Annotated in this window: 19 protein-coding genes and 1 pseudogene; 4 read left to right on the top strand and 16 right to left on the bottom strand. The window is 73.9% G+C overall.

Translation table 11 applies throughout. The features are described from left to right. The first annotated feature begins 47 nt into the window (after positions 1 to 47). Positions 48 to 920 carry a TetR/AcrR family transcriptional regulator gene (locus tag AMIR_RS03925; protein WP_222840710.1) on the top strand — a complete coding sequence of 291 codons (873 nt, stop codon included), beginning with the start codon at positions 48 to 50 and terminating at the stop codon, positions 918 to 920. Here the strand turns inward: AMIR_RS03925 and AMIR_RS03920 are convergent, their stop codons facing one another. The 5 genes and pseudogenes from AMIR_RS03920 to folP all read right to left on the bottom strand — a co-directional run bounded on the left by AMIR_RS03920 (position 921) and on the right by folP (position 3,857). After that, a complete protein-coding gene (locus AMIR_RS03920; protein WP_012783405.1) occupies positions 921 to 1,499 on the bottom strand; it encodes a DNA-3-methyladenine glycosylase I in 579 nt (192 codons plus the stop codon). Positions 1,500 to 1,501: 2 nt separating this feature from the next. After that, positions 1,502 to 1,933: an SRPBCC family protein gene (locus tag AMIR_RS03915; protein WP_012783404.1), complete on the bottom strand. Its 432-nt coding sequence runs from the start codon at positions 1,931 to 1,933 to the stop codon at positions 1,502 to 1,504. A 214-nt stretch (positions 1,934 to 2,147) separates the two neighbouring features. Next, positions 2,148 to 2,444: pseudogene (locus AMIR_RS41460) on the bottom strand (DivIVA domain-containing protein); the annotation flags it as partial. A gap of 138 nt (positions 2,445 to 2,582) precedes the next feature. Beyond that, a complete protein-coding gene (locus tag AMIR_RS03905) occupies positions 2,583 to 2,930 on the bottom strand; it encodes a PadR family transcriptional regulator (protein WP_012783402.1) in 348 nt (115 codons plus the stop codon). 66 nt (positions 2,931 to 2,996) lie between these two features. Continuing rightward, positions 2,997 to 3,857 (bottom strand): dihydropteroate synthase, encoded by an 861-nt coding sequence (gene folP / locus AMIR_RS03900; protein ID WP_012783401.1) that lies wholly within the window; start codon positions 3,855 to 3,857, stop codon positions 2,997 to 2,999. A gap of 93 nt (positions 3,858 to 3,950) precedes the next feature. On the opposite strand from folP, the gene AMIR_RS03895 reads away from it, so the two are divergent. Then, the gene (locus AMIR_RS03895) at positions 3,951 to 5,504 is read left to right on the top strand and encodes a CocE/NonD family hydrolase (RefSeq protein WP_012783400.1); all 1,554 of its coding nucleotides are present in this window, start codon (positions 3,951 to 3,953) and stop codon (positions 5,502 to 5,504) included. 71 nt (positions 5,505 to 5,575) lie between these two features. Here the strand turns inward: AMIR_RS03895 and AMIR_RS03890 are convergent, their stop codons facing one another. From AMIR_RS03890 to dapE, 3 genes are read right to left on the bottom strand one after another with little or no spacing between them, the layout of a single operon-like run. Beyond that, on the bottom strand, positions 5,576 to 6,118 hold the full coding sequence (locus AMIR_RS03890; protein WP_012783399.1) for an LOG family protein: 543 nt from the start codon (positions 6,116 to 6,118) through the stop codon (positions 5,576 to 5,578). Then, entirely contained in the window at positions 6,118 to 6,885 is a 768-nt protein-coding gene (locus tag AMIR_RS03885; RefSeq protein WP_012783398.1) for an LOG family protein, read from the bottom strand. The genes AMIR_RS03890 and AMIR_RS03885 overlap by 1 nt, the downstream gene beginning before the upstream one ends. A 19-nt stretch (positions 6,886 to 6,904) precedes the next feature. Next, positions 6,905 to 7,975 (bottom strand): succinyl-diaminopimelate desuccinylase, encoded by a 1,071-nt coding sequence (gene dapE / locus AMIR_RS03880; RefSeq protein WP_041837342.1) that lies wholly within the window; start codon positions 7,973 to 7,975, stop codon positions 6,905 to 6,907. A gap of 25 nt (positions 7,976 to 8,000) precedes the next feature. Between dapE and dapD the strand changes: the two genes are divergently transcribed. Beyond that, positions 8,001 to 8,975 carry a 2,3,4,5-tetrahydropyridine-2,6-dicarboxylate N-succinyltransferase gene (gene dapD / locus AMIR_RS03875; protein WP_012783396.1) on the top strand — a complete coding sequence of 325 codons (975 nt, stop codon included), beginning with the start codon at positions 8,001 to 8,003 and terminating at the stop codon, positions 8,973 to 8,975. Between the two features lie 81 nt (positions 8,976 to 9,056). Here dapD and dapC read toward each other — a convergent pair whose 3' ends face one another. Together dapC and fdxA are read right to left on the bottom strand one after the other, a co-directional pair. Then, complete coding sequence (dapC, locus tag AMIR_RS03870) at positions 9,057 to 10,148, bottom strand: succinyldiaminopimelate transaminase (RefSeq protein WP_012783395.1); 1,092 nt, start codon at positions 10,146 to 10,148, stop codon at positions 9,057 to 9,059. Then, on the bottom strand, positions 10,145 to 10,471 hold the full coding sequence (gene fdxA / locus AMIR_RS03865) for a ferredoxin (RefSeq protein ID WP_012783394.1): 327 nt from the start codon (positions 10,469 to 10,471) through the stop codon (positions 10,145 to 10,147). Before fdxA ends, dapC begins: the two co-directional genes overlap by 4 nt. A 158-nt stretch (positions 10,472 to 10,629) precedes the next feature. On the opposite strand from fdxA, the gene AMIR_RS03860 reads away from it, so the two are divergent. Beyond that, on the top strand, positions 10,630 to 11,463 hold the full coding sequence (locus AMIR_RS03860) for a GNAT family N-acetyltransferase (RefSeq protein WP_012783393.1): 834 nt from the start codon (positions 10,630 to 10,632) through the stop codon (positions 11,461 to 11,463). Here AMIR_RS03860 and AMIR_RS39965 read toward each other — a convergent pair. The 6 genes from AMIR_RS39965 to AMIR_RS03830 form a co-directional block, all read right to left on the bottom strand. After that, positions 11,442 to 12,506, bottom strand: a complete 1,065-nt coding sequence (locus AMIR_RS39965) for a hypothetical protein (RefSeq protein WP_012783392.1) — start codon at positions 12,504 to 12,506, stop codon at positions 11,442 to 11,444. The genes AMIR_RS03860 and AMIR_RS39965 overlap by 22 nt on opposite strands. Before the next feature lie 180 nt (positions 12,507 to 12,686). After that, positions 12,687 to 13,166 (bottom strand): hypothetical protein, encoded by a 480-nt coding sequence (locus AMIR_RS03850; RefSeq protein ID WP_245554580.1) that lies wholly within the window; start codon positions 13,164 to 13,166, stop codon positions 12,687 to 12,689. After that, entirely contained in the window at positions 13,166 to 14,017 is an 852-nt protein-coding gene (gene mshB, locus AMIR_RS03845) for an N-acetyl-1-D-myo-inositol-2-amino-2-deoxy-alpha-D-glucopyranoside deacetylase (RefSeq protein WP_012783390.1), read from the bottom strand. Before mshB ends, AMIR_RS03850 begins: the two co-directional genes overlap by 1 nt. A gap of 127 nt (positions 14,018 to 14,144) precedes the next feature. Then, positions 14,145 to 15,194: an ABC transporter ATP-binding protein gene (locus tag AMIR_RS03840; protein WP_012783389.1), complete on the bottom strand. Its 1,050-nt coding sequence runs from the start codon at positions 15,192 to 15,194 to the stop codon at positions 14,145 to 14,147. Next, a complete protein-coding gene (locus AMIR_RS03835; RefSeq protein ID WP_012783388.1) occupies positions 15,191 to 16,369 on the bottom strand; it encodes an ABC transporter ATP-binding protein in 1,179 nt (392 codons plus the stop codon). Before AMIR_RS03835 ends, AMIR_RS03840 begins: the two co-directional genes overlap by 4 nt. Continuing rightward, complete coding sequence (locus tag AMIR_RS03830; RefSeq protein ID WP_012783387.1) at positions 16,366 to 17,304, bottom strand: ABC transporter permease; 939 nt, start codon at positions 17,302 to 17,304, stop codon at positions 16,366 to 16,368. Before AMIR_RS03830 ends, AMIR_RS03835 begins: the two co-directional genes overlap by 4 nt. Position 17,305 lies beyond the last annotated feature (1 nt).

Genomic DNA, 17,305 nt, shown 5'->3' with positions numbered 1-17,305 from the left:
GCGCGCAAGACCTGACAGTCATAAACTTCACGGTGTATGGTTACGGCGTGGAGAACAGCAGCTCAGGGGTGGCGGAGACAGCGGAAACCCAGGTCACGGGCGTGGGCGCGGGTGACGCGGGGGTGAGCGCAGGCGCGCGTGACGCGGGCGTGGACGTCCCGCACGCGGCTGGTGAGAGCGCGGCCGAGGCTCCCGCGCGCAAGCCCGCCCGCAGGCGGAACCGGCGGGGCGAGGGGGCCAAGCTGCGGGAGGAGATCGTCGACGCCGCCACCGCGATCCTGGACGAGGAGGGTGACGAGCGGCTGGTCACGCTGCGGTCGGTCGCGCGGCGGATCGGCATCGCCGCGCCGTCCATCTACCCGCACTTCCCCGACCAGCCGTCGATCATGATGGCGGTGGTGCGGCGGGAGTTCGAGGCGCTGGCCGGGCAGCTGCGGGAGGCCCGCGACCGGGAGGTCGACCCGCGCGAGCGGCTGGTCGCGATCTGCCTGGCCTACCTGGAGGTCGCCCGCGCCCACCCCGGCCGGTACCGGACCATGTTCGGCGGGCTCTGGATGCCCGACCTGGACACCGGCTCGATCACCGCCGAGGAGCTGATGTCCCTGGGCAACGAGCCCCTGGAGGTGCTGGTCGTGGCGCTGGAGGCGTGCGTGGAGGCCGGTCAGGCCACCAGCGACGACCTGTTCGCCGACGCGGTCGCGCTGTGGATGGGGCTGCACGGGCTCGCCCACCAGCGGTCGGTCACCCGCGCGTTCCCCTGGCCGGACGACATCGAGCTGCGGATCATCGGCGCGCTCGCGCACCTCACCGGGACGGGCGACGGGACCGGTTCGGCCGCACCCCAGCCGGTCACGCCCCAGCCGGTCACGCCCGAGTCGGCCGGGCCCCAGCCGGTCACGCCCGAGTCGGCCGGGCCCTGATCAGCCGGGCTTTTGGCCGGCCGGGTCCCGGTCGGCCTGGTGCGCGCGGAAGCAGGTCTCGACGTGGTCGTCGACCATGCCGGTGGCCTGCATCAGCGCGTAGCAGGTGGTCGGGCCGAGGAACACGAAGCCCTTGCGCTTGAGCGCCTTCGCCATCGCCGTCGACTCGGGCGTGATCGCCGGGACGTCGGCCGCCGTCGCGGGCCGCGTCCTCGGCCCGGCCGGGGCGAACGACCACAGCAGCCCGTCGAGCGGCTCGTCCAGCGCGAGCACCGCCGCCGCGTTGCCGATCGCCGCGACGATCTTGGCCCGGTTGCGGACGATGCCCGCGTCACCCATCAGCCGGGTGACGTCGTCCCCGTCGTAGGCGGCGACGAGCTTCGGGTCGAACCCGTCGAACGCGGTCCGGAAGTTCTCCCGCTTGCGCAGGATCGTGATCCAGGACAGCCCGGACTGGAACGACTCCAGGCACATCCGCTCGAACAGCTCGGTCCCGCCGTGCAGCTCGACGCCCCACTCGGTGTCGTGGTACTCGGCGTAGTCGGGGCTGGAGTCGCCCCACGCGCAGCGCTGGACCACGCTCACCCCTCCCCGTCGACGCGGTAGCGCTCGGCGAACCTGGCGAACCGGGTGAGCGAGTACCGGACGCCCGCGAGCACCGCCGGTCGCGCGATCGCGGGCAGCACCACGTCCTCGACCCAGGTGAACTCGGAGGCCGACTCCCCCGCCGGGGCGACGCGGAACTCGCCGGTCCCCCGCACCACCCGTCCGAGGTGCTCGACCGCGCACAGCGACGGCGGCTCCCACCGGGTGATCCGCATGGGGTCCACGACGCCGAACCGGCCGATGCCGGTGACCGCGGTGAACTCGTCGCCGACCGCCCGGCCGGGACCGGAGGTGACGCGGACGGAGGTGGCCAGGATCCACTCGCCCTGGCGCTCCCAGTCGGTGACCGCCGCCCAGGTCACGCGCGCGGGCGCGGCGACCGGGACGGTCAGCTCAAGCCGGGTCACGCTGGGGTTCCCGCGCGGACTCGGCCGGGTCGGTGGAGCCGGGGGCGGTGGAGCCGGGGGTGGCGGTGGGGGCGGAACCGGGCGTGGCGCTGCCGGACGACGCGGACTCGGCGACCCCCGCCTCGGCGGCACCGGGCTGGGCGACGTGCTTCTCGGGCCTGGCCACACCGGGCCCGATCTCGGCGGACTCGACGGCGTCCCGCTCGCGGAGCGCGCCCTCGGGCACCAGGCCCTCCAGCTCGGCGACCCGCTCGCGCAGCAGCTCGACCTCGCCCGCCAACCTGCCGAGGGCCCAGTCGACCTCGGACATCTTGTAGCCGCGCAGCACCAGCTGGAACCGGAGCGCGCGGACGTCCTCGGGGGTCACCCGGTCGGCGGGCAGCCTGGTCGGGGACGCGCCCGGCGGCAGCGGCGCCATCTCCTCCCCGCGCCCGAACAGCAGTGAGGCCAGCAGGAACACCACCGCGGCGACTAGCGCCATGACGACGAGGTAGAGGAGCGCTGTGGTCACACCGACGATCGTGGCACACACCACCGGCGCCGCACACACCACCGGCGGCACACGCGCCGCTGCGGCGCGTCACGCCCGCGAACGACTTCGGGCACGCGGACCCGGCGCGGCGGCAGGCCAGGGGGGCGCGCGCCCCGGCTAGCCGAGGACGGCCTCGGGCGTCCGCTCCGGCGCGCACAGCACGCCCTCGATCGTGGCCGCGAACCGCCGCCACTCCGCGCGCTCGGCGGCCAGCGCCAGCCCGCCCCGGTCGGTCAGGTGGTAGGTGCGGCGCTGCCTGCCGCCCACGGTGCCCCACTCGCTGGCGACCAGTCCCGCGGCCTCCAGCCTGCGCAGCGCCGGGTAGACGGTGCCGGTGGGCAGGTCGAGCGCGCCGCCGCTGCGGTGCTGGAGGGCCTCGATGATGGCGTAGCCGTGGAGCTTCGCGCCGTCCAGCGTGGCCAGCAGGAGACCTTCCAGGTGACCGCGCAGCGCGTCGGACTTCATGCGTTCGGAGTTTATGGTTTCCGCTCACCGGACCACAGCGGGAGGACCCGGTCGGGCGCGCGCCCGCTAGGCCAGCGCGCGCAGCGCCCGCGCGGGCGGCCTGGTGCCCGCGACGGCCGCGACCACGTCGACCACCTGCCGGGTGCGGCGGACCTCGTGGGCGCGGAACACCCGCGCGCCGCTGCGCGCGGCCAGCGCGGTCGCGGCGAGGGTGCCGTCGACCCGGTCGCCGACGTCCGCGTCCAGGGTCTCGCCGATGAAGTCCTTGTTGGACAGCGCCATCAGCACCGGCCAGCCGGTGTCGACCAGCTCGTCCAGCCGCCGCAGCAGCTCCAGGCCGTGCCAGGTGTTCTTGCCGAAGTCGTGGGTCGGGTCGATCAGCACGCCCGCCCTGGGCACGCCCAGCGAGGTCACCAGCTCGGCCCTGGCCACCAGCTCCTCGACGACCGAGGCGACCACGTCGGCGTACCGGACGCGGTGCGGGTCGGTGCGGGGCGGCAGTCCGCCGGTGTGCGAGCAGACGAGGCCGACCCCGAACTCGGCGGCGACCTCGGCGAGCTCCGGGTCGGCGCCCGCCCAGGTGTCGTTGATCAGGTCGGCGCCCGCCTCGCAGACCGCCCTGCCGACCTCGTGCCGCCAGGTGTCGACGCTGATCACCAGGTCGGGGTGCCGCTCCCTGACCCTGGCGACGAACGGGACGACCCGGCGCGCCTCCTCGGCGGCGTCGACGTGCTCGCCCCTGGCGCCCGCGCGCACCCCGCCGATGTCGACGACGTCCGCGCCCTCGGCGACCGCCCGGTCGACGGCGGCCAGCGCGGCGGTGTCGGTGAAGGTGGCGCCCCGGTCGTAGAAGGAGTCCCGCGTCCGATTGACGATCGCCATGACCAGCGCGCGGTCTGTGGGGACGTCGCGTGTGCCGAACCGCATGGGGGCATCGTGCCACGCCACCGCTTGATGTGAGCTGCCTCACAGGATCTTGCTACCCGTCAGTAGCCGCCACTTGACTCGACCGCACCCTGCGTGATCCAGCTCACGGTCAAGGAGGACCTGGTGCGCCGATCACTCGCCCTGCTGCTCGCCCCCCTGCTCCTGCTCCCCGCCACCGCCTCGCCCGCCACCGCCGCGTCCGCCGCGTCCGCGCCGTCAGCGTCCGCCGAGGCCCAGGCCGCCTCGATCACCTACCGCACCATCCCCGGCGAGGGCGGCGCCCCGCTGCGCGCCTTCGTGGTCGCCCCGACCGGCTCCGGCCCGCACCCGCTCCTGGTGATGCCGTCCAGCTGGGCGGTCAGCGGCATCGAGTACGTCGGCGCCGCCGCGAAGCTCGCCTACCGGTCCGGCTACGCGGTGATCAGCTACACCAGCCGGGGCTTCCACGACTCCGGCGGCGAGATCGACGTCGCCGGGACCGCCACGGTCGCCGACGTCAGCCGCGTCATCGACTGGGGCATCACCAACCTCGACGCCGACCCGGCCAGGATCGGCGTCGCCGGGATCTCCTACGGCGGCGGCCAGTCCCTGCTCGCCGCAGCCGCCGACCCCAGGGTCAGGGCCGTGGCCGCGCTCAGCACCTGGTCCGACCTGGCCCGATCGCTCTACCCCAACGAGACCGTCAGCTCCCAGGCCGTCGACCTGCTGCTCACGGCGGGCAAGCTCACCGGCCGCCCCGGCCAGGTGCTCAGGGACGCCGAGACCGCGTACCGCGAGGGCCGGTTCGAGGACGTCGTGCCGATCTCGCCGCCCCGCTCGCCGTCCACGAAGGTCCCGGCGCTCAGCCGCGCGGCCGTGCTGATCGGCAACGCCTGGAACGACGGCCTGTTCCCGCCCGGCCAGATCACCGACCTGTTCTCGGAGCTCACCGGCCCGAAGCGGCTCCTGCTCACGCCGGGCGACCACGCCACGGCCGAGCTGTTCGGGGCCGCCGGGCTGCCCAACGAGGTGTGGGACGCGGTCGGCCGCTGGTTCGACCACCACCTGCGCGGCGTCGCCAACGGCGTCGACCGGGAGGCCCCGGTGTGGTTGCGCCCCAACAACGGCGGCGCGTGGCGGACCTACCCGTCGTGGTCGGCGGTCACCACCGCGCGCGAGTCGCTGCCGCTGGCCGAGGCCGGGTTCGGCGCGGGCAGGGCCACGCTCGCGGACAGCGGCGCGGTGCTGGTGAGCGGTGCGCTGCAGGCGTTCCTGAAGATCCCGACCGGGGTGGCGCTGCCGCTGGTGGACCGGTCGGGCGCGGCGGTGTGGACGGGCCCGGTGCTGCGGTCCACCACGCTCGTCGGCGGCACGCCCAGGGCTCGGCTGAACGTCACGGCGGCGGCCGAGACCTCGCTGTTCGCCTACCTGTACGAGGTGAACGGCCTCGGCCTCGGCGCGCTGATCAGCCACAAGCCGGTGGTGGTGCGGGCCGGGAGCCGGGTGGTCGACCTGGAGCTGGAACCCGCGCTGTGGCAGGTGGGCGCGGGCAACCGGCTGGCGCTGGTGGTGGACACCGTGGACGGCCGGTACGGCAGCGTCGGCACGCGCGGCGCGGCGGTGACCATCGGCGCCGGGTCGGTGCTGGAGGTGCCGATCTCGGGCTGAGCGCCCGCCCGCCGAGAACGCGAGGGGGCGCTGCCGTCCACAGGGGACGGGAGCGCCCCCTCGGGAAGCCCTCAGCTCGCGCAGGCGTCCAGCGCGGCGTCCACGTCGTCGATGATGGTCAGCATCCCCATCGCGGCGGGCGCCACGAACCCCCGGTCGCGCAGCTCCCCCAGCCACCGCACCAGCCCGGTGTAGTGCCCGTCGACGTCCAGCAGCACCACCGGCTTGGCGTGCATCGAGAGCGTCCGCGAGGTCCACACCTCGAACAGCTCCTCCAGCGTGCCGATCCCGCCGGGCAGCGCCAGGAACGCGTCGCCGTGCGCCTCCATGAGCGCCTTGCGGTCGCGCATGGTCTCGACCACGAGCAGGTCGTCCGCGTCGCTGTCGGCCCACTCGCGCTCCACCAGGGAGCGCGGGATCACGCCGGTGGTGCGCCTGCCGCCGTCGCGCACGGCCTGCGCCACCGCGCCCATCATGGACCGCTTCCCGCCGCCCCAGGCCAGGTCCCAGCCCCGGCCCGCGATGCGCTCGCCCACGTCGGTCGCCAGGTCCAGGTAGCTCTGCGGCACGGTGCTGAGCGACCCGCAGTACACCGTCACGGTCAGCTCGCCCATCAGTGCGCCTCCCCCCACGCCTGGTGCGCCTCCCTGACGACCCGGACGGCGTCCTCGACGTCGTCGGTCAGGTGCAGCAGCGCCAGGTCCTTGTCGCCGATCTTCCCGCTGCCCAGCACCGAGTCGCGCACCCAGTCGTACAGGCCCTGCCAGTAGGACCGGCCGAACAGCACGACCGGGAACTTGGTGACCTTCTTGGTCTGCACCAGGGTCAGCGCCTCGAACAGCTCGTCCAGGGTGCCGAAGCCGCCGGGCAGGCAGATGAAGGCCTGCGAGTACTTGATGAACATGGTCTTGCGGACGAAGAAGTAGCGGAAGTTCACGCCGAGGTCGACCCACGGGTTCAGGCCCTGCTCGAACGGCAGCTCGATGCCGAGGCCGACCGAGTAGCCGCCCGCCTCGGAGCAGCCCCGGTTCACCGCCTCCATCGCGCCGGGACCACCGCCGGTGATGACCGCGAACCCGGCCTCGGCGAGCGCGCCGCCGAGCTGCCTGCCCACCTCGTACTCGGGGTGGGCGCGCTCGGTGCGGGCCGAGCCGAACACGGTGACGGCGCTCGGGATGCCCGCGAGCGCGCCGAAGCCCTCCACGAACTCGGCCTGGATGCGCAGCACCCGCCACGGGTCGGTGTGCACCCAGTCGCTGGGGCCGCGCGAGTCGAGCAGGCGCTGGTCCGTCGTGGTGAGCTCCGTGTTGCGCTCGCGGCGCAGCACCACGGGGCCGCGCCGCTTCTCCTGCGGGTGCTCGTCCACGCCGTTCTCGCTCATTGGCCGGAGTCTAGACCGGTCAGGGCATCGCGCTGAGGAAGCGCGACAGGACTTCGTAGCAGTGTCCGATCTCGTTCACCCGGACGTTCTCCTGCTGCGTGTGGGCGAGCAGCGGGTCGCCGGGGCCGAAGTTCACGGCGGGCGTGCCGAGCGCGGCGAAGCGGGCCACGTCGGTCCAGCCGAGCTTGGCGACCGGGGCGCCGCCCGCCGCCTCGACCAGCTCGCGCGCGGCGGGCGAGGCCAGGCCGGGCAGGGCGCCCGCGGCGAAGTCGGTGACGGTGACCTCGTAGCCGTCGAACAGCTCCCGCAGGTACGCCTCGGCCTGGGCCGGGGTGCGGTCGGGGGCGAAGCGGTGGTTGACGGTCAGCACGCACTCGTCCGGCACGACGTTGCCGGAGACGCCGCCGGTGATGCCCACGGCCTGCACGCCCTCCCGGTAGGTGCAGCCGTCGATCTCCACGACCCGCGACTCGTGGTCGCGCAGCCGGGCGATCGCGTCGCCGAGGAGGTGGATGGCGTTGACGCCCATCCAGCCGCGCGCGGTGTGGGCGCGCTTGCCGGTGGCGCGCACCTGCACCCGGATCGTGCCCTGGCAGCCCGCCTCGATGACGCCGTTGGACGGCTCGCACACGATCGCCAGGTCGCCGCTCATCCACTCGGGCAGCTCGCGCTCGACCCGGCCGAGGCCGTTGCGGCTCGCCTCGACCTCCTCGCAGTCGTAGAACACGAACGTGAGGTCGTGGCGCGGGTCGGTGAGCGTGCCCGCGAGGGCCAGCATGACCGCGTCGCCGCCCTTCATGTCCACCGAGCCGAGGCCGTGCAGCACGCCGTCCTCCAGGCGGGAGGGCAGGTTGTCGTTGACCGGCACGGTGTCCAGGTGGCCCGCGAGCACGACGCGCCGCTCGCGGCCGAGGTTCGTGCGGGCCAGGACGGTGTTGCCGGAGCGGACGACCTCCAGGGCGGTCTGCTCGCGCAGGGACCGCTCGACCAGGTCGGCGATGCGCTGCTCGTCGCCCGAGACGCTCGGCACGTCCACGAGCGCGACGGTCAGCGTGACGGGATCGGCGGTGAGGTCAAGGGTGTCGGCCACGCCCGGCACGTTACCGTTCAGTGCTGTGAGCACCGAAGACACCACCACCGGCGCGCACGGCGTCGGACTGGCGACCGTGACCTCCGACGGGACCGTGCTGGACACCTGGTTCCCCGCGCCCCGGCTCGGCGAGACCGGGGCGGGCACCGCCCGGCTGTCGCCGGTCGAGGTCGCCGCCGAGCTCGGCGAGGCCGCGGCGAAGCTGCTCGGCGTGGACGCCGAGCGCGACGTCGAGGTCGTGGGCGTGCGCGTGGCCCTGGCCTCCCTGGACTCCGCGCCCGCCGACGCCTACGACGTGTGGCTGCGGCTGCACCTGCTGTCGTCCCGGCTGGTCGAGCCGCACGGGGTGAACCTGGACGGCGTGTTCGGCCTGCTGGCCAACGTGGTGTGGACCAACCACGGGCCGTGCGCGGTGGAGGGCTTCGAGGCCACCCGCCTGCGGCTGCGCTCGCGCGGCGCGGTCACCGTGTACGGCGTGGACAAGTTCCCGCGCATGGTCGACTACGTGGTGCCGTCGGGGGTGCGGATCGCGGACGCGGACCGGGTGCGGCTGGGCGCGCACCTGGCTCCGGGCACGACGGTCATGCACGAGGGCTTCGTGAACTTCAACGCGGGCACGCTCGGCACGTCCATGGTGGAGGGCCGGATCTCGGCCGGGGTCGTGGTCGGCGACGGCACCGACGTCGGCGGCGGCGCGTCGATCATGGGCACGCTGTCCGGCGGCGGCAAGCAGGTCATCTCGGTGGGCGAGCGGTCGCTGATCGGGGCGAACGCGGGCATCGGCATCTCGCTGGGCGACGACTGCGTGGTCGAGGCCGGGCTGTACGTGACGGCGGCCTCGAAGGTCACCGCCGACGACGGCACGGTCGTCAAGGCGGGCGAGCTGTCCGGGGTGTCGAACCTGCTGTTCATCCGCGACTCGGTGACCGGCGCGGTGCGCGTGCGGGCCCGCAAGGGCAGCGGGGTCGAGCTGAACTCGGTCCTGCACGCCAACGACTGATCCCCTCCGCGAACGCGGGAGCCGGGCCGCCGTGGCGACCCGGCTCCCGCGCTGTTCGGGGGACTGCTCCCGCTCGGGGTGCTACTCGGCGAGCCGCTCCACGGCGGTCGCCACGCGCTCGTCGCTCGCGGTGAGCGCGACGCGGACGTGCTCGGAGCCGCCGGGGCCGTAGAACGTGCCGGGCGCGGCCAGCACGCCCCGGTCGGCCAGCCAGGCGATGGTGTCCCAGGCGCCCTCGCCCCTGGTGGCCCACAGGTACAGGCCCGCCTCGGAGTGGTCGACGCGGAACCCGGCGCTGGTGAGCGCCGCGTGCAGCAGCTCGCGCCGCTTGCCGTACCGCTCGCGCTGGTCGGCCACGTGCGCGTCGTCGTCGAGCGCGGCCGTGACGGCGGCCTGCACGGGCCTGGGCACGATCATGCCCGCGTGCTTGCGCGTCTCCAGCAGCCCGGACACCAGTCCAGCGTCCCCGGTGACGAAGCCCGCCCGGTAGCCGGCGAGGCTGGAGGACTTGGACAGCGAGTGGACCGCGAGCAGGCCGCTCGGCGACCCGCCGCTGACCCGCTCGTCCAGCACCGAGACCGGTTCGGCGCTCCAGTGCAGCGCCAGGTAGCACTCGTCCGAGGCGACCACCGCGCCCACCTCGCGGGCGGCGGCGACCGCGTCCGCCAGCGCGGGCGCGTCCAGCACCCGTCCGGTCGGGTTGGACGGGGAGTTCAGCCACACCAGCTTCGCGCCGGAGGGCGGCGTCTCGCCGTCCGCCAGGCGCACCACGTCGGCGCCCGCGATCCGGGCCCCCACCTCGTACGTCGGGTAGGCCAGAGCGGGGATCGCGACCACGTCGCCGGGACCGACGCCGAGGAGCGTCGGCAACCAGGCAACCAGCTCCTTCGAGCCGATGGTCGGCAGCACGGCGGCCGGGTCCAGGCCGGTGACGCCGTAGCGGCGGGCCATGGACCCGACGACGGCCTCGCGCAGCTCGGGGGTGCCGTGCGTGGTCGGGTAGCCCGGTTCGGCCGACACCGACGACAGGGCCCGCTGGATCACGTCCGGCACCGGGTCCACCGGGGTGCCGACGGACAGGTCGACCACACCGCCGGGGTGCTCGCGCGCCGTGGCGGCGTGGTCGGCCAGCGAGTCCCAGGGGAAGTCCGGGAGCGAGCGGTGGAGCGTCACTCGTGGGACGCCTGCGGCGGGAGGGCCTTGATGAACGCCGGGTCCGCCGAGACCTTGCCGACCTTGGACGCGCCACCGGGCGAGCCCAGGTCGTCGAAGAAGTCCACGTTCGCCTTGGTGTAGGCGGACCACTCGTCGGGGACGTCGTCCTCGTAGTAGATGGCCTCCACCGGGCACACTGGCTCGCAGGCACCGCAGTCGACGCACTCGTCCGGGTGGATGTAGAGCATCCGGTCGCCTTCGTAGATGCAGTCGACGGGGCACTCTTCGATGCACGCCTTGTCGAGCACGTCCACGCACGGCTGGGCGATCACATAGGTCACTGCGCTCTCCTGCTCTGTCTCTTAGTCCACACCGCGCACAGCGGAGGGTACGCGGCCACGCGCCTGCCGCGCCGGTGAGGCTCGCCTTATCAAACTCCCATCCCACCTGCCAGAACGGACGACCTCGCTTCGGGGCGGGGGTGCGGCAGGATGTGGCGGTGGACCCGATCACCGCTCTGGAGCAGCACTGCGCGACCGCTTGGCCCGCGCTCGTCGACCGACCGCTCGGGGGGTGGAGGCTGCGCGCGGCGGACGGGTTCACCGGACGCGCGAACAGCGCCCTGACCACCGGTGATCCGGGTGTGCCGCTGGGGGAGGCGCTGGAGGCGGTGCGCGCGTTCGCGGCCGAGCACGGGGTGCCGCCGCTGGCGCACGTGGTGCTCGGGGCGGGGCACGAGGCGGGGCTGGCGGCGGCCGGGTGGGAGCCGGATCTCGAGCACCCCGGAGGGGTCGAGTCGCTGGTGATGACCGGGCCGCTGAGCGGGTTCGGGGATGTGCGGGGCGGGTCCGAGGGGCGGGACGGGCGGGTGGTCCGGGGCGGGTACGCGGTGGCGGTGCCCGAGGAGCCGGACGCGCGCTGGTGGGAGCTGGCCGCGCAGGCCGAGCCGACGCCCGCGCAGCGGCGCGTGCTGGCCCCGGAGGGGGTGGCGGTGGGGTTCGGGATCGCGCTGCCGGTGGGGGGTTCGGGGTCGGGTTCGGGGTCTGGTTCGGGGGAGGCGGTCGCCGAGGGCGGTGGGGCGGCCGGTGGTGTCGTGCGCGGGGCCGTGGTGGGCGAGGTGCTGCACGTGGCGCGGTTGGCCGTGCGCCCGGAGGCGCGGCGGCTGGGGCTGGCGCGGGCGCTGATGGGGGAGCTGGCGGCGTGGGGCGTGGCGCGCGGGGCGACGACGCTGGCGCTCCAGGTGGCCGAGCACAACAAGCCCGCGATCGCGCTGTACGAGTCGCTGGGCTGCGCGGAGCACCACCGCTACCGCTACTGGCGCCCGTCGTCCTGAGCGGCCTTCCGGGCGGCCTCGGCGGCGAACCAGGCGAGCGCCTCCCGGCGCACCCGCTTGCCGCCGTGCCGCTCGCCGAAGTAGTCGCCGACCGCGCCGACCAGCGGCAACATGCCGATGACCTGGTGGTGGACCCGCCCCTGGGGCCGCTTGTCCAGCTCGCCCTCCAACGACCAGAGCACCCGCGCGAGCTTCCACACCGCCCGCCCGACCACCTTGACCCCCGCCTTGGCCCCCTCGGCCGCCCGCTGCCCGATTCCGGGACGCGCGGCACCGGCTGAGCCGGGACCGGCCGACTCGGGACCGGCTGAGCCGGGACCGGTGGCTTCGGGGCCTGCGGCCCTGGAACCGGTGGCGGCCGACCCGGAACCGGCCTCGGCGGCTTCGGGGCCGGCGTCAGCCGCCTCGGGAGCCGCACCGGCGGGCTTGGCGCCGGTCGTCGTGGGCGGCGTGGTGGTCGTGCCTGCCGTGCCGCCGGTGCTCGTCGCGTTCCTCGCGTCCGCCGCGTCGGCCGCGCGCAGGGCGTCGGTCAGCTCCTCGGTCAGCTCGGCGGTGCGGCGGTCCTCCTCGGCGCGGTCGGCCGGGTCGGTGAGCCTGCCGTCGACCTCGCGCTGGAACAGCACGTGCGCGATGAGCCGCACCCGGTCCTCGACCGAGTCGACGCCCCGCTCCCCCGCGAACGCCGCCAGCAGCAGCCCCTGCCCGGCCGCGCCGAGGGAGGACTGGATCGGCAGGCGGTCGGCCAGCGCGCCGCCGACGCCGGGGACCGCCGCGAGCAGGGCGAGCAGCCTGCCGAGCCGGTCGGCCCACCAGTCGTCGCGCTGCTCGACGCCCATCGCCGCCCACGCCGCCGTGCCCGGCACCCGGAACGCGGCCAGCTGGTCCCACAGCCGGTCGACGGCCCGGCGGTCCGCGCCCGAGCCGATCTCGCGCTCGCGCAGCCCCAGCAGGTCCACGTCCCGCACCGCCGCCAGCACCGGCCCGGTCGCCCGGACGAACGGCCGGAGCGCCAGCACCACGTCCCGATCGGTTATGCCGCCCACGCCAGCCTCCCCGCGCCCACCGCACCCGCCCGGCGGGCGCCGGACGAGCCCACACCCAACTCCTACCCCCGAGCGCGCCCGCGAACCACCCGCGACACGCCCGGCCCAACGCTCCCTGCCCCGACCGGGCAGGCAGGCCAGCCCGAGCCGCCACCCGACCGCGCGCGCCTCAGCGCCCGCTCAGGCCGGGCGCCCCATGATCGCGCCCAGGGCGACCGCCCCCGGCAGCGCGCCCGCGCCGAACAGGGCCAGCGTGCGCCAGTCGTTGGCCAGCACGACGTCGCCGCCAGGTCCGAACACGCCCAGGACCAGCAGCACGCCCAGCCACACCAGCAGCGGCGACGCGGCGACCGACATCTTGCGCGAGCAGCTCGACGCCGCGATCACCAGCAGCGGCATCGACACCGCCGCCACCACCACCGAGATCGGGAACGGCCAGCCGCCCGCGGCGGGCAGGAGGGCGCCGTCCAGGCGCAGCGGCAGGAAGAACAGCTCCAGCACCGCCAGCACGGCCGTCTGGAGCAGCACCGCCACGTGGGCCACCCGGTCGTCCAGGCCCATCCGGTCGCGGAGCTGCGGGCGCGTCGCGGTACCGGCAGCGCCGGCAGCGCCACCACCGCCGACGGCAGCGCCCCCGGCTGTCCGGTCGTCGGCCGCCATCAGCCGCCCAACCCGCCGAACAGGTCGCGCTCCGCGCCTTCCGCGGGCCCGCTCGCCAGCACGTAGTGCTCGTTCGGCAGCACCGGCTGGGCGATCCCGTTGGACAGCGCGTAGCTCGCCCCGCCCGCCCCGTCCTGCCACACCGTCACCTGCGTGGTGTGCGCGCGCAGCGCCCGCAGCTTGGCCATCAGGTGCTCGGACACGTCGATCGTGGTCGTGATGACCGCGTCGTCGACGGCGGGCAGCTCACCGGGCTCGGGCAGCCGGAACGGCAGGTCCGCCAGCTCGGCCAGCTCGCGGGCGCCCGCCTCGGTCTCCTCGCGGGAGGTCACGGTGTGGAACAGCCGCTCCACCACGCTCGACGCCGCGACGGCCGCCGTGGTGATCTCGTGCGCCCGGATGTGGTCGGGGTGCCCGTAGCCGCCGAAGCCGTCGTAGGTCACCACGACCTGCGGCTTCACCGCGTTGATGATCGCGAGCAGCTCGTCGGCCTGCTCCTGGGCCGACCCGGCGACGAAGGCGCGCGGGTGGGCGTTGGCGGCGGTGCCGACCATGCCGGAGTCGCGCCAGCGGCCGTGGCCGCCGAGGAACCGGTGGTCGGTCACGCCGAGCGCGGCGCACGCGGCGCGCAGCTCGGCGACGCGGTAGCCGCCGAGCTGGTCGGCGGCGTCGGCGGCGAGTTCCCGCAGCGCGGGCGGGATGATCTCGCCCTCCTCGCCGAGGGTGCAGGTGACCACGGTGACCTGCACGCCGTCGGCCGCGTACCGGGCGATCGTGCCGCCCGTCCACAGGCTCTCGTCGTCGGGGTGCGCGTGGACCAGCAGCAACCGGGGTGGGGCGGTGAGCGTCACCCGACCAGCGTAGAGGTTGCGCCGCCGCAGACCCCGGAGGCGGGCCGGCGCTCCCAGGGAACACAACAGCGCCCGCGCGGGGCGAGGACCCCGCGCGGGCGCTGAAGATCGGTCAGCGGACCGCCGACTAGCCGACGATCATCGGCTTGACCTCGGCGAAGTGGCACGCGGACAGGGTCTGGCTGCCCGCCCTGCGCTCCAGCTTCGGCTCCTCGGTCGCGCAGATGTCCTGCGCCTTCCAGCACCGGGTGCGGAACCGGCAGCCCGACGGCGGGTTCACCGGGGACGGCACGTCGCCGGTGAGCACGATCCGCTGGCGCCTGCGCTCCAGCTTCGGGTCCGGCACCGGCACGGCCGACAGCAGCGCCTGCGTGTACGGGTGCGTCGGCTTGCTGTAGATCTCCTCGCGGTCGCCGATCTCGACGATCTTGCCGAGGTACATCACGGCGACCCGGTCGGAGATGTGCCGCACCACGGACAGGTCGTGCGCCACGAACAGGTAGGCAAGGCCGAGGCGCTCCTGGAGCTCCTCCAGCAGGTTGACCACGCCGGCCTGCACGGACACGTCCAGCGCGGACACCGGCTCGTCCAGCACGATCAGCTTCGGGTTCAGCGCGAGCGCGCGGGCGATGCCGATGCGCTGGCGCTGGCCGCCGGAGAACTCGTGGGCGTAGCGGTTGCGGTGCTCCGGGTTGAGGCCGACGAGCTCCATCAGCTCGTTGACCCGCTGCTGCACGCTGCGGCCCTCGCCGCCGTCCACGCCGTGGATCTTGAACGGCTCGGAGATGAGCTCGTTGATCTGCCAGCGCGGGTTCAGCGACGCGTACGGGTCCTGGAACACGATCTGCATGTCCCGTCGCACGCCGCGCAGCTGGCCGCCCTTGAGCTTGGTCAGCTCGCGGCCCTCGAACTTCACCGAGCCCGAGGTGGGCTTGTGCAGCTGGAGGATGGCGCGACCGGTGGTGGACTTGCCGCAGCCGGACTCGCCGACCAGGCCGAGCGTCTCGCCCGCGTGCAGGTCGAAGGTGATGCCGGAGACGGCCTGCACCTGCCCGACCGTGCGGGGGATGATGCCGCCGCCGCGCACGGGGAAGGCCTTGACCAGGTCCTTGACCTCCAGCAGCGGGGTGCGGCTCGCGCCGGGCTGCCGGGCTGAGGTGTCGGTCGAGGTGCTCATGAGGTCGGGTTCTCCCCTTCGTGCAGGCGCGCCTCGACCACGGCGGCGTCCTCGACGACGGGGATGCCGGGATTCGCGACGGTCAGTGCGGCCGGGTTCTCCACGACGCCGATCTCCTCCGTGGCGAACAGCCGCTGGGGGTTCGGGATGGTCGCGAGGTGGGCGGAGCGGTGGCAGCGGGCGAAGTGGTTCGCCCGGTCGGTCTCCAGCAGCAGGGGCTCGGTCTCCCGGCACTGGTCGACCGCGAGCGGGCAGCGCGGCGAGAACGGGCAGCCCTGGGGCAGGTTCATCAGCGACGGCGGCGTGCCCTTGATGGGCGTGAGCCGCCTGCCGAGCATCTGCGGGTTCGGGATGGAGCCGATGAGGCCGACGGTGTAGGGCATCCGCTGGGCCTCGAAGACCTCGTCCACGCCGCCCTGCTCGACGACCGTGCCGCCGTACATGACCTGCACGCGGTCGACCATGCCCGCCACGACGCCGAGGTCGTGGGTGATGATCATGATGCCCGCGTTCGTCTCGTCCCGGATGCGCAGCAGCGTGTCCAGGATCTGCGCCTGCACGGTGACGTCCAGCGCGGTGGTCGGCTCGTCCGCGATGATCACGTCCGGGTCGTTGATGATCGCCATCGCGATCATCACGCGCTGCCTCATGCCGCCGGAGAACTCGTGCGGGTACTGCTGGGCGCGCCGGTCGGGCTGCGGGATGCCCACGAGCTCCAGCGCCTCGACGGCCTTGGCCAGCGCCGCCTTCTTCGAGACCTTGTGGTGCGCCCGGTACGCCTCGGCGAGCTGCCAGCCCACCGTGTAGACCGGGTTCATCGAGGTCATCGGGTCCTGGAAGATCATGGCGATGTTGTTGCCGCGGACCGGCTGCATCCCCTTGTAGGACCGGCCGACCAGCTCCTGCTCGCGGAACCTGATCGAACCGCCGATCTTCGCGGTCTTGGGCAGCAGGCCCATGACCGCCATCGACGACACCGACTTGCCCGAGCCCGACTCGCCGACGATGCCGAGGACCTCGCCCGCGCCGAGCGTGAACGACACGTCGCGCACTGCGTGCACGGTGCCGTCATCGGTCGGGAAGTCCACCGACAGGTTCTCCACCCGCAGCAGCTTCTCGCCCGCGGCGTTCTGCGCCTTCTTGGGTGCGCCCATCACGTCGTCCAACTCACTCATGCCTTAACCCTCTTCTGCCGCGGGTCGAAGGCGTCCCTGAGGCCGTCACCGATGAAGTTGACCGCCAGCGAGATCAGCACGATGAACACGAACGGCAGGAAGAACAGCCACGGGTGCAGCGTCAGCTCGTTCTTGTTCAGGCTGATCATGAGGCCCAGCGAGGTGTCCGGGCTCTGCACGCCGAGGCCGATGAACGACAGGGCCGCCTCCAGCAGCACGGCCTGCGCGATCGCCAGCGTCGCGTTCACGATGATCACGTCGATGGTGTTGGGCAGGATGTGCCGGAACACGATCCGCCACGTGCTCGCGCCCAGGGCGCGGGCCGCCTCGACGAACTCCTTCTCGCGCAGCGACAGCACCATGCCGCGGATGACGCGGGCGATGGACAGCCAGCCGATGAGGCCGAGGTAGACGGCCACGACGAGCCAGTTGGAGCCACCGGAGATGGTCGCCACGAAGCTGCTGCGCACCAGCACGGCCGCGATGACCAGGCTGGGGATGATCAGCAGCAGGTCGATGAACCGGCTGATCAGCGCGTCGACCCAGCCCCGGAGGTAGCCCGCCAGCGCGCCCAGCACGACGCCGATCACCGTGGACACCAGCGCCACGACCATCGCGATCTGCAGGGAGAACTGGGTGCCCCGGATGATCTGGGCGACCATGTCGCCACCGAGGCTGTCGGTGCCGAAGGGGTGGTCGGCGCTCGGCGGCAGGTACCGCCGGAAGCCCAGGTCGGTGTAGCTGTGCTGCCACAGCAGGCCGCCGAAGAAGGCGAAGAGCACCAGGATCACGAACAGCACGAGGCCGAACAGCGCGGCCCGGTGCCTGGAGAAGCGGGTGAGGATGACCTTCCACTGCTTCTTCGCGGTGGTGCTGTCGAACTGGCTCGCCTCAGCCTTCTCGGGCGCGGGCGCCTGCGCCAGCGGGGAACCCATG

Source organism: Actinosynnema mirum DSM 43827 (genome assembly GCF_000023245.1).
In the GTDB taxonomy this organism is placed as follows: Bacteria; Actinomycetota; Actinomycetes; order Mycobacteriales; family Pseudonocardiaceae; genus Actinosynnema; species Actinosynnema mirum.
This window is presented reverse-complemented; position numbering and strand designations above follow the sequence as displayed.

Bases quoted from the DNA above. Each gene is read 5' to 3' on its own strand.
- AMIR_RS03905 (WP_012783402.1), bottom strand. From the start codon at position 2,930: ATGAAGTCCGACGCGCTGCGCGGTCACCTGGAAGGTCTCCTGCTGGCC.
- folP (WP_012783401.1), bottom strand. From the start codon at position 3,857: ATGCGGTTCGGCACACGCGACGTCCCCACAGACCGCGCGCTGGTCATG.
- AMIR_RS03890 (WP_012783399.1), bottom strand. From the start codon at position 6,118: ATGGGCGAGCTGACCGTGACGGTGTACTGCGGGTCGCTCAGCACCGTG.
- AMIR_RS03885 (WP_012783398.1), bottom strand. From the start codon at position 6,885: ATGAGCGAGAACGGCGTGGACGAGCACCCGCAGGAGAAGCGGCGCGGC.
- AMIR_RS03850 (WP_245554580.1), bottom strand. From the start codon at position 13,166: ATGGCGGCCGACGACCGGACAGCCGGGGGCGCTGCCGTCGGCGGTGGT.
- AMIR_RS03840 (WP_012783389.1), bottom strand. From the start codon at position 15,194: ATGAGCACCTCGACCGACACCTCAGCCCGGCAGCCCGGCGCGAGCCGC.
- AMIR_RS03835 (WP_012783388.1), bottom strand. From the start codon at position 16,369: ATGAGTGAGTTGGACGACGTGATGGGCGCACCCAAGAAGGCGCAGAAC.
- AMIR_RS03830 (WP_012783387.1), bottom strand. From the start codon at position 17,304: ATGGGTTCCCCGCTGGCGCAGGCGCCCGCGCCCGAGAAGGCTGAGGCG.